The sequence below is a fragment of the Lyngbya sp. CCY1209 genome, assembly GCF_035615495.1.
Lineage (GTDB): Bacteria > Cyanobacteriota > Cyanobacteriia > Cyanobacteriales > Microcoleaceae > Limnospira.
In genome coordinates this window covers 1-3245 of the sequence record NZ_JAJENU010000189.1, presented here as the reverse complement: position 1 = coordinate 3245, position 3245 = coordinate 1, and the positions used below count along the sequence as shown (strand labels likewise).

The following is a 3245-nucleotide window of genomic DNA, read 5'->3' as shown; positions in this document are numbered from 1 at the left end:
CACCCCCGGCTGAAGCACGGGGGCTTCGTGCCCTCCCCTTCAGGTAGCTGACCAGCTATCGCCTTAACTGGCTACGTGAGAGAATCATCCGAGATGGCGAGTTCATTGCAGCGATCAGAAATTATCGGGCGCCTGAAGGAGAAGGGGTTGAAAGTGACCCCCCAGCGCTACGCGATCTATGCCAACCTCTTGTCTCGCGCCGACCACCCCACGGCGGATCAGCTTCTCACGGATCTCAACAAAGATATTCCGGTGTCGTCCCAGGCTACGGTTTACAGTTCGCTGCAAGTGCTCCAGGAAGTCGGTTTGGTGCGGGAAGTCCTCCTGGACGGGGGGGTAGCCCGCTACGATGGCAACGTCAAGCCGCACCACCACTTTCAGTGTCGCAACTGCGCGGCGATCGCGGATATTCCCTGGGAACAGTTTCAGGGGTTAGACTTGAGCGGATTGCGATCGGGTGGGAAAGCGGAAAGCTACGAGGTGACGGTACACGGACTCTGTTCGCACTGCGCCGCAGAAGCGGAATCTTCCTCCGAAAACGGATAAAATCGATCCATCCATCTGACAAAAGGATTGGTGGTGAATGGAAGCGCTATCCCCATCACGCCTCGTCAAAATTAGCAAATACCTCAGCAAGCATTTGCGACACCAACCCGATCGCCTGGGGTTGAAACTGTCCCCCGGCGGATGGGTGGCGGTGGAGGACCTGGTGGCGGCTTGCGAGGCGCACCGATTTCCCCTCAGTCGCGCCGAATTGGAGGCGGTGGTGGCGAACAGCGACAAGCGGCGGTTTTCCTTCGACGAGACGGGGACTCTGATCCGCGCCAACCAGGGCCACAGCGTCCCGGTGGACTTGCAATTGGAGCCCCGGAAACCCCCCGAAATTCTCTACCACGGCACGGGGGAACCGTCGCTGGAGTCGATTCTGAGGTGGGGGTTATTGAAAATGTCTCGCCACCACGTCCACCTGTCTGCGGACGCGGAAACGGCGCGGCGGGTGGGGATGCGGCACGGACGTCCGGTCATTTTGGCGATCGACACGGCGGCGATGGCAGCGGCGGGGTACGTTTTTTATTGTTCGGCGAATGGAGTTTGGTTGGTGGACGCGGTGCCACCGGAGTATCTCCGCCGCCTGGATTAAAAACCAGATCGAATTGAGGTTAATTACAGCAGTTGCCTATCTGCCGCGATACGGTTCGATCCCCCATTATCCCCCTTGATCTCCCCCCTTACAAAGGGGGGGTAGGGGGGGATTTCTCTGACTGTAATCGCGGGTTGATATCCCCCATTATCCCCCTTGATCTCCCCCCTTACAAAGGGGGGGTAGGGGGGGATGGGGACTTTGAGTGATTCTCCCCCCCCGAAGTGCCGATGCGAATCATGGGCGGTTCCCCCGAAATTAAATGATAGAATACAGGCCGGAGTCGGAGTTGTATTCCCACGCCCGTCCCTGGGGATCTCTCTGGCGGGTGTAGTCGGTTAGGACGACGGGATAATCGCGGATTTGGGTCAGGCGTCCGGAGTCGCAGTTGAGGATTGCGACCAGTTGTTCTTGGGTGATGCCTTCTTTGCCGGGGACGGCCCTCTCGGCGGACGGACTGGCGGTCGTTTTTCCGGTTCTCACGGCGGCGGGTGGGGGGACGTTTAAATAGTTGCTGACAATGAAATCGATCGCCGTGGATTGGTCGATGTTGCGTTCTTCCATGAAAGCCACCAATCTGGCGTGGGTTTCCGGCTTGATATCGGCGACGACCCGATGATTTTGAGTGTCTGTGGAATTGACCATTTTTGACTCCATCTGTGCGATCGCGCGGACAAATATAAATATAGCAATGAGCGCTCGTATGTTAACAAATCGAGGGAACCCCGAAAACTTCAAAACCTCGCTTTAAAGGGGCTTTGAGTTTTCCCGACTCCCGACTCCCGATTCTCGAGGACCGCCCGCAGCGCTATAAAGTGCCCGTTCTATTTCAGGTTAGATCCGATCGGGGCTCCGCGACCCCTACCTTGGGGGTGAAATTTTCGATATCGGCGGTAAAATGACGCGATCGCGGATCGGCCGGGGTGCGATCGCGACCGAATTTGTCTGTAAAAATGTTATCTTTTATCTGGTGTTCGGACTGAAAAATGGGTGCCATGTCTCACAGCGGGCTATTCGTCGGATTGATTACCCTGGACTTTATTTATGGGGTGGAAAAATACCCCGATCGCAACCAAAAGGTGGTCGCCACCCACTACGCCGCCACCGCCGGAGGACCCGCCACCAACGCCGCCGTCACCTTCGCCCATTTGGGCAATTCCGCCGAAATTTTTGGGGGGGTGGGAAGCCATCCCGTCACGCAACTGATCTGGGCGGATTTGGAACGGTGGGGGGTGAATGTCACGGACTTGGATCGCGATCGCGGCGAACCCCCTCCCGTCTCTTCAATTACCGTCACCGAAAACACGGGCGATCGGGCCGTCGTCTCCATCAACGCCACCCAATCCCAACTGTCGCCGGACGCGATTTCCGCCGATATTATCGAAGGAATTGATATCATTTTAATCGACGGACATCAGATGGCGTTGAGTCGGGAAATCGTCCGATTTGCCGAGGGTAAAAATATCCCCGTCGTCGTGGATGGGGGAAGCTGGAAACCCGGATTTGAAACGGTGTTGCCCGACATCGATTATATCATCTGTTCCGCCAACTTTCATCCCCCAGATTGCCAAACGGAAACGGAGGTTTTTGAATATCTGAAAAATTTGGGAATTCCCCACATTGCGATCACCCACGGGGGAGGTGCGATCGGGTCCCATCATCGAGGGGTTTATAATAACATCGAGGTTCCCCCAATCGCGCCGGTGGATACGCTGGGTGCGGGGGATATTTTTCACGGTGCTTTCTGTCACTTTATTTTACAGGAATCTTGGGAAGAGGCACTGGGAAAGGCGGCGGAAGTGGCGTCCGATTCTTGCCGGTATTTCGGGACTCGGGAATGGATGGAAAGTGATTGAATTTTACCACAGAGGCACAGAGGAACACAGAGAGAGGATCTGTCCCAACCCAATATAGCAGCACGGTTGGGAGATGCGGGGGTGCGATCGCATTTTTGTAGGGGCGTATGGCATACGCCCTGATTTGATATTCGCCCGGCGCCAGATGAAAAAGGGCGCAAGCCAGGGGCTCCTACAGAGTTGATAATTGAGGCGATCGCATCCTCAAAATTTGGTACTCTGTTTGAATGACTGATTTTAGGCTTGTA

At 55.8% G+C, this 3245-nt stretch carries 4 protein-coding genes; 3 read left to right on the top strand and 1 reads right to left on the bottom strand.

Annotated elements, in window-relative coordinates; all coding sequences use genetic code 11:
• Nucleotides 1-93: 93 nt before the first annotated feature.
• Nucleotides 94-546, top strand: a complete 453-nt coding sequence (locus LKE08_RS03265) for a Fur family transcriptional regulator (RefSeq protein WP_324702763.1) — start codon at nt 94-96, stop codon at nt 544-546.
• A gap of 37 nt (nt 547-583) precedes the next feature.
• Nucleotides 584-1141, top strand: a complete 558-nt coding sequence (locus tag LKE08_RS03260; protein ID WP_324702762.1) for an RNA 2'-phosphotransferase — start codon at nt 584-586, stop codon at nt 1139-1141.
• Nucleotides 1142-1399: 258 nt separating this feature from the next.
• Here LKE08_RS03260 and LKE08_RS03255 read toward each other — a convergent pair whose 3' ends face one another.
• A complete protein-coding gene (locus tag LKE08_RS03255) occupies nt 1400-1786 on the bottom strand; it encodes a hypothetical protein (RefSeq protein WP_324702761.1) in 387 nt (128 codons plus the stop codon).
• Nucleotides 1787-2136: 350 nt separating this feature from the next.
• On the opposite strand from LKE08_RS03255, the gene LKE08_RS03250 reads away from it, so the two are divergent.
• A complete protein-coding gene (locus LKE08_RS03250) occupies nt 2137-2997 on the top strand; it encodes a sugar kinase (RefSeq protein ID WP_324702760.1) in 861 nt (286 codons plus the stop codon).
• The last annotated feature ends 248 nt before the right edge of the window (nt 2998-3245 follow it).

Coding starts and splice junctions, on each gene's coding strand:
- LKE08_RS03255 (WP_324702761.1), bottom strand. CDS start 1,786: ATGGTCAATTCCACAGACACTCAAAATCATCGGGTCGTCGCCGATATC.
- LKE08_RS03265 (WP_324702763.1), top strand. CDS start 94: ATGGCGAGTTCATTGCAGCGATCAGAAATTATCGGGCGCCTGAAGGAG.
- LKE08_RS03250 (WP_324702760.1), top strand. CDS start 2,137: ATGTCTCACAGCGGGCTATTCGTCGGATTGATTACCCTGGACTTTATT.
- LKE08_RS03260 (WP_324702762.1), top strand. CDS start 584: ATGGAAGCGCTATCCCCATCACGCCTCGTCAAAATTAGCAAATACCTC.